Here is a 7,071-nt window from a genome sequence, read left to right as displayed (position 1 = left end):
TTTAGCCGAGCCTGCAAAGTCAATACGGCTTCACGCTCCTGGGGGCTAAGTGTCTCGCCGTCGTCTTCCAAGACGTGAACACTTTGCTCGGGCAACAGGCGTAAAAAATTGACTACGTCTTTATAAATACGATCTTCCACTTCCACACTAATCGTTTTCATGGTTATTTCTCCTTATTGGGACTGACCAAAATATAAGCTGTTACTTTCGATGACATTTGCGACGCACTGCGTCACGAATTGGTTTAGGCCATTTTACCCATCTCGTGAATCAGCACGAGATGGTTTTGTCTTGGTGCTACATCGGTAAAACCAACCTTTGTTAAATTCACACGGGTTGCTGAAATATCAAACCTCATAACCCAACTCTTTCAAATAGTGGTTCATTTCAATTTCCAGCTCGGCCAGTTGCGCCTTCAACTGTTCGCGTTCCTTGCGCACCGCCAGCAAGTCGATTTCCGCCTCTTCCTCGAAGGTATCGACATAGCGCGGGATATTCAGGTTGAAATCGTTTTCCTGAATGTCTTCCAGGCTGGCCAGGTAGGCGTATTTATCCACCGATACGCGCTGGCGGTAGGTGGTGACGATGTTCTGAATGTCTTCCGTGCGCAGGAAGTTCTGGTTTTTACCGTCACGGTAATCGCGACTGGCGTCGATGAACAATACCTTGTCGTCGATTTTGCGCTTTTTGAAAATCAAAATCGCCGCAGGAATGCCGGTACCGTAAAACAGTTTTTCCGGCAGGCCAATGACGGCATCCAACAAGTTTTCTTCAATCAGTTTCTTGCGAATCTGGCCCTCGGCGGCGCCACGGAACAACACACCGTGCGGCACGACCACACCCATGCGCCCGGTGCCGGGCTTGAGGGTTTCGATCATGTGCAGGATAAAGGCATAGTCACCCTTGGTTTTGGGCGGAAAGCCGCGACGGTACCGACCGAATCGATCATGCTGGGCCTCTTCGTAACCCCATTTTTCCAGCGAGAACGGCGGATTGGCGGTCACGATGTCGAAATGTTTAAGCGTCTCGTCTGGATTGAGCAATTTAGGATTGCGCAAGGTGTCGCCCCATTCGATGCGGTGATTGTCTTCGCCGTGCAGAAACATGTTCATTTTGGCCAGCGCCCAGGTGGAGCCAATGGCTTCCTGGCCGAACAGTGCGTATTTTTTGGAGCCGTTAAAGTTTTCCCGAATTTTACGACCGCACTTCATTAACAAAGAGCCAGAACCACAGGCTGGATCACCAATTTCGTCGCCTTCGCGCGGCTCCATAATTTCGGCGATCAGGTCGGACACTTCAGGTGGGGTATAAAACTCGCCAGCTTTCTTGCCGGCACTGGCGGCAAAATTTTTGATTAAAAACTCGTAAGCGCCGCCGATGATGTCCAGCTTGCCGATCCGCGAAGGACGCAGATCCAAGGTGGATTTATTAAAGTCTTCCAGCAGATGACGCAGAATGTTGTTTTTCTGTTTGTCGTCGCCCAGCTTATTGGAATTAAAGCTGATGTCCTGGAATACGTCGCGCAGTTTAGTGATGTTGGCTTCTTCGATGGCATGCAAAGCCTGGTCGATGCGCTCGCCGTTGCCGGGTTCATGCCGGCGGTCGAAAAGATTGTAAAAGCTGGCAAATTTGGGCAATACAAAGCGCTCGCTTTTCATCAGCTCTTCGATCAATTCCGGCTCGTCCCCATGTTCTTTTTGGTACTGGTCGTAGTGATCCTGCCAGACGTCCGAGATGTATTTCAAAAACAGCATGGTCAGGACGTAGTCCTTGTAAATACTGGGATCGACGGTGCCGCGAAAGCTGTCGCAAGCGGCCCAAACGGCTTTATTGATGTCGTCCTGTTTGATTGGATCCATGGTTTCGTTCATAGCGAATTCTCTTGTTTTTCTAGTTGTCACGCAGCAACTGGCGAGTAATGCCTGTCATCGTACGCTGCATGTTGTCGGTTAAGGCGGCCATCACCCGCAGTTGTTGCTGCCAAGTTTTGTTCAGCGCCACGATGGCATGTTGCTTTTCAAGCGGCGGTATCGCCAGCGCCATGTTTTCCAATTCTTGCCGTCCAATCGCCTGCACTTGGCTGCCGTGCGACGATTTATGCAAATATTGCTGGTTCGGCTCCTGATTGATCTGCCAAGCCAAGAAGCCAGGCAGAACCTTGGCCTCGCAATTCACGGTGAGATGAAAAAAATGCGGCGACAACACCGTGTCGAACGGCACTTCCTCCAATAGCAACGCAAAGTTGCGGTTGCCTCTGGCCGCAAACAGCAAATCGCCGGGCTTCAACCAATCCGGCTGTTTCTTCCCCGGTAAATCGGTTACCACCAAGCCGCCCCAGTTAACACCTCGCACAGCATCAACATCTTTCATCTGAATCACGCGCGCATTTCCATCGGGATCTTCCTCGATCTTGCCGCGAAAAGGATGGCCCGCGCGGATGGTGGCGATTTGTTTTAGGGTCTTCATGTCTTGCTTACAACCTTGAGTGCATTGATGCATATCTTAGCCATAATTACTGCATCACACAAGTTGATGCAAAAATATGCTTGGCGACCAGTAAAATGGTGCTAGTATACAAATGCGTCAATTACATTGATGCAATATATTTATTTTAAGGAGGGGCTGGAAATGAAATTAGACAACCCTATATTGACACTAGCCACTAGATGTTGTGATATTTTTGTTAAATTATTAGAACATGTAGTGTTTATTCATCCTTTTTAGGAGACTCTACTTGAGTACAAAAATTACATTTTTCCCGGTTGGCAACGGCGATATGACACTGATCGAGCTTGACGACGCCAGCGAGCTGAGAAGTCGCCTTAAAAACGATTCGAAAAGACGCCCCCACATAGATGTTTTCCTGCAAACACATCCTGACCAAGATCATGTGAGAGGTTTGGCCAAACATTTCCACCTTGGCGCTGTTGATGACTACAAGGCGCCCAAGGAAGGCGAACAAGCAAAAATCATCATTCAAGAAATTTGGTCGTCCCCGATCGTGTGGCGGCGCGCAGACAAACGCACTGGTCACACCTTGTGTCAGGATGCAAAAGACTTTAATACAGAAGCGAAACGCCGCGTCAACTTGTATAAAAAAGCCAAAAAAATCGGCGAAGCTGGTGATCGCATCCGCATTATCGGCAAGGATGAAGACGGCAAAACCGATGATCTGGAAGCGATCTTGACTGAGGTTGATAAAACCTTCACCAAGATTAATGAGCAGGAAACTTCAATGGTCGAAGTCTATGTGCTTGGCCCGTTGCAGGCTAAGGATGTAGAAGACGAAGATCGACTATCCAAGAATCACTCAAGCGTCATCTTGCAATTTAAAATTGCCGCACGGCCCTACGGCTCTAAAACCAACCTATTTTTGTGTGGAGGCGACGCGGGAGTCGCAATCTGGCGCGAACTATGGCGTAAACACCAAGATGCACCGCACTGTTTACGTTACGACATTTTATTAACGCCGCATCATTGTTCTTGGCATAGTTTGTCGGACGACAGCCGGAAAGATTCACAAAATCCTAAAGTGGACGAGGATGCAAAATCGGCGCTGTCTCAAGCTGAACGTCACGCCACGCTCGTCGCCAGCAGCAACGCCATCAAAGATGATGATAACGATCCACCGTGCTGGGCTGCTAAAAAGGAATACGAGGCGATCGCGGCTAATGTCAGCGGTGAATTTGTCTGCACTGGCACCAATGACCAAGAGGTTATTGAAATCGCACTAACCTCTGGAGGCCCCCAAAAAAGCCCCAAACGGACAAGCAACGTTACCTTAGGCGCCGGTCTTGCCTCTAGCGCAACTCCAAAACCACATGGTTGATCGCATGGGATTTCTGTCGCAGGAACTACCAATCGCTGTGAAAGCAGCGATCGACCAAATTTCAATTCATCCTTCTGTCAACGGAGTAGCAAACACTCCCTGCAAGGACAAGCAGGACAACTGGGCAATCGAAATCAACATGGATGTTCCATTGCCTCGCGATGCAAGGGATCAAGGTATATCGGCAACAGGTGTCAAGGCAACGGAGTGGGTGAAAATTGTGTTTCCAACCTCTTTTCCCGCTCATGCTCCTAGGCTTTTTTTACGCGCCGACTTCAACCGAGCCCATCCTCATATCAATCCGGGCAGACCAGGAGAATTAGTTTCACCTTGCATTTATGAAGGCAGACTTGACGACTTATTGCATGAGCCGGACTGGATAAACGGCATTATCAATCAACTCGCCGATTGGTTAGGCAAGGCTGCGACCGGCGAGTTGATTGATTGCTCTGGTCAAGGGTGGGAGCCCATTCGAAGGGACAGCGTCGATGGGACTATTGTTACCAATATCGCTATCATTCGCGAGCGCATGGCCAACTCGAAGTACCCGATAAGTCAGTATCTTAGGTATGAATATTGGCAGTCCATCGTCGGACACTCGGGTCGGATCATTGATGAAAACACCTTATACGCCAACATCAGTGAAGCCATTCGAAAGTTTAGGATAGAAAACAATGAGCACTCGCAGTTTAGAAGCTATTTTTCGCTAGCAATCGTGATTTCAGGCGGCACCAAGAAAACGATTGATGTTTACCAGCCGGATGATGTTGACAACCTAGAGCAGCTGCTACTCAGAGCCGAAAGCTATGGTTGTCGATTAGGATTGGAAAACCGCCTGAAGGAGATTACCGAAAACATTATCCTACCTCAGATAGGACAAACTCTGGAAGTAACAGTCCTATTTGCCGTGAAACGCCCTTGTAATCTGATCGGCGAAGACAGTGATATTGAAGTCATCCCTTATGGAATTCGTTTTACTACGGATGAAAACCGCCGACTGCAATCGACTCGAACATCGGTATTCCCATTAGTGCTGATTCAGAAAGTGAGCCAAAAGTTACTAGCCGAAACGTCAGATCGTAATTTCGATGAAGCCGACCGCCGCAAGGAAATTGCCATGATTGGCTGTGGCAGTCTAGGCTCAAAAATTACCATGCATCTCGCTCGCTCTGGTCATGGCCCATTTAGGCTTTATGATAAGGATTGTTTTTCGCCACATAACACCGCAAGGCATGCAGTGGCGAATTCTGCCGCTGCCGAATTCATGCTCCCCAAAGTTTGGTTAACTGAAAACCTGCTAAGGCAAATTGGCGACAACGTTACTCCAGTCAAAAATTCCCTCGAAGATGTCATTTCACTTTTGCAAAACAAGCCCGATCTATTTGCAAAAAGTAGCGGGCTAATTGTCGACGCGACGGCTTCTAGCTCTGTCCAAGATGCTCTTTGCATGGTTAGCCCAAAACATTTCGGCGCACCACTGCTGCAAGTTGCTCTATATGGTCGCGGGAAGATTGGTTTTTTTGGCCTTGAAGGAAAAGAACGAAATCCCAGAGTCGACGATTTGGTTGCCCAACTTTATCAACTAGGTTTGGATTCCAGCCCGGTTGGAAACGCATTATATCAAGCCACTAATTTCGATCGCATCAACACCAGCCAGGGGTGCGCATCGTTTTCGATGAAAATGTCGGACGCAAAAATCTCGTTGTTTTCGGCAGGTATTGCAGAACGCACATCACAGTTACTCGACAACGTCATTCCAAAGGACGGAGAACTTCTGATCGGATTGCTTACGGAAGATGGTCTTGGAGTGAACTGGATGCGTCAACCCACGACCAAAATCGTAATTCTCTCTATTGGTGACCAATCAAAATGGGAGTTAAGGATTCCAGTTGCCTTAAAAGATCAGATGCGCATGGAGACCGAGCAGCACAGACCGCTGGAAACCGGAGGTGTCCTAATTGGACACATCAATTGGGGGAGACGGACTATTTATGTCACTGGCCTGCTTCCGCCTCCTACAGATAGCGAATTTCGAACCGACGAATTCGTGCTTGGTATTCAAGGCCTGAAAAAGCAAATCAGCACCATCGAAAGGATTACAAGCCATACGCTCACTTATTTGGGGACTTGGCATAGTCATCCGAATGGCGGCGGCGCATCCGGAAAGGACCGAAAGACATTGGCGGAACTGACGAGAGAGCGAGGCAACGTTCCAAGCGTCTGTTTAATTTACCGACCTGAAGGACTATTAGCAGTTCCTGGCCCTGTCACAACCTCTTAGGAGAATATCGAATGCCATCGTTAAAAACGCTTAACATGCCAAGCATCGTTCCCGTTGTATTGATTAATTCAGGGCTGTTGTATTTCTTTTCACAGGGAGTCGAAATAGATACTCGAATCGTTGCTTCATTTCTGACCAACTGGAAACTCTCCGGACTTGCCGCTGCCGGATCGACAACAGTCATCGGAGCATTGAGCCTAATGCTTCCAAGACAGGTTAAAGATGCATTGGTTTATTTACGCTGGCCCTATGCAGCGCCAGGTCACCGAGCATTTTCAATCTATGCCCAATGCGACATGCGAGTAGATTATGATCGATTAAAAGCAGAAATCCCTGAGTTGCAAGATCAATGGTCTTTAACGCCAGAAATCGAAAACAAGGTTTGGTATCGAATATTCAAGAATCACGAGAAAGCCCCTGCTATTTCTCATGCCCATCGCATGTGGTTAATGTTTAGGGATCTGACGACACTGGCATATCTATTTTTAGGAGCATTTCTGATTGTTGGCCTGTACTTCAAACCTGATGTCAACTGGGCATTTTATTTGAGTATTGTTCTGACGGAACTATTGGTTTTTTGGAGCGCTGCCTGGAATTCTGGTGGGCAGCTTGTTTGCAATGTATTGGCGTCGGCATCTGCTCAAACTAGCCAATGCTAATCAATTATCTGTTCCCGACTTAGGCGCTCGTTCAGCAAACGGTCGCGGTTAATCGCATTTTTTCAGCGATTTCACAGAACGTGTCTACGTTAACTCAATGAGCGTTTTGAACTGATCAGGCCAGTTGGAATGCAACCGGCTCAGGTGGGTGTAGATGAGCTCTCACATATGAAAATTGGAGCTAGATTGCCCTAATTCGGCCATTCACGTCTCTTTCCTCTTCGGCAACACCGTGATTTTTTTATTATCAGCCAAAATGGCCTCCAGACTGGCCACTCGCTGCGCAAGTCTCACGACTTCAG

The 7,071-nt window shown here is 48.1% G+C and carries 5 protein-coding genes; 3 read left to right on the top strand and 2 right to left on the bottom strand.

The genetic code is table 11. The annotated features are described in order from the left end of the window. Positions 1–347: 347 nt before the first annotated feature. On the bottom strand, positions 348–1,871 hold the full coding sequence (locus AC3B8H_RS16375) for a type I restriction-modification system subunit M (protein WP_488442618.1): 1,524 nt from the start codon (positions 1,869–1,871) through the stop codon (positions 348–350). A 19-nt stretch (positions 1,872–1,890) separates the two neighbouring features. Next, the gene (locus AC3B8H_RS16370; protein ID WP_488442617.1) at positions 1,891–2,466 is read right to left on the bottom strand and encodes a restriction endonuclease subunit S; all 576 of its coding nucleotides are present in this window, start codon (positions 2,464–2,466) and stop codon (positions 1,891–1,893) included. Positions 2,467–2,734: 268 nt separating this feature from the next. Between AC3B8H_RS16370 and mblB the strand changes: the two genes are divergently transcribed. The 3 genes from mblB to AC3B8H_RS16355 are packed head-to-tail and all read left to right on the top strand — an operon-like array spanning position 2,735 to position 6,769. Then, complete coding sequence (gene mblB, locus AC3B8H_RS16365) at positions 2,735–3,829, top strand: anti-phage 6A-MBL system MBL-fold protein (protein WP_488442616.1); 1,095 nt, start codon at positions 2,735–2,737, stop codon at positions 3,827–3,829. After that, positions 3,795–6,110 carry an anti-phage 6A-MBL system cap2_3 protein gene (gene cap2-3, locus AC3B8H_RS16360; RefSeq protein WP_488442615.1) on the top strand — a complete coding sequence of 772 codons (2,316 nt, stop codon included), beginning with the start codon at positions 3,795–3,797 and terminating at the stop codon, positions 6,108–6,110. Before mblB ends, cap2-3 begins: the two co-directional genes overlap by 35 nt. Before the next feature lie 11 nt (positions 6,111–6,121). After that, a complete protein-coding gene (locus AC3B8H_RS16355; protein ID WP_488442614.1) occupies positions 6,122–6,769 on the top strand; it encodes a hypothetical protein in 648 nt (215 codons plus the stop codon). The last annotated feature ends 302 nt before the right edge of the window (positions 6,770–7,071 follow it).

The organism is Methylomonas sp. BG-2 (assembly GCF_057766305.1).
This window is presented reverse-complemented; position numbering and strand designations above follow the sequence as displayed.